This window comes from Vibrio sp. 10N.261.51.F12, assembly GCF_041471725.1.
In the GTDB taxonomy this organism is placed as follows: Bacteria; Pseudomonadota; Gammaproteobacteria; order Enterobacterales; family Vibrionaceae; genus Vibrio.
In genome coordinates, this window is sequence record NZ_JBFROV010000078.1 from 1 (window position 1) to 335 (window position 335).

The 335-nt window shown below is 55.8% G+C and carries 1 protein-coding gene; it reads right to left on the bottom strand.

Annotation, left to right across the window (positions count from 1 at the left end):
- A partial coding sequence (locus tag AB4405_RS24325) for a VCBS domain-containing protein (protein ID WP_372063113.1) occupies positions 1–335 on the bottom strand: 335 nt, incomplete at both ends.

The following is a 335-nucleotide window of genomic DNA, read 5'->3' on the forward strand; positions in this document are numbered from 1 at the left end:
TCTTTTACAACATCTGTCGTGGCACCGCTGATAAACGTTTCGTCTTCCGCGCCGTTCACCGTCACACTGATGGTGTGCTCGGTGCCATCGGCTGAGGTCACGATAAAGGACTCAACTAAGGTGTCGCCCACATCGAGGGCTTGCACCTCAGATAGGGTGTTATCAATGGTGTAGGTCCACGTGCCGTCGGCAAGGATGGATAGGCTGCCCAGCGTAGTGCCTACCGACGTCCCTGCGCCTGCGTTAAAGACATTTTCACCGGCGTCTTCATCGCTGATGACCAGCTGCTCGGTCGCAACGAGGTTATTACCCACAACCGCGACATCTTCGGTGAG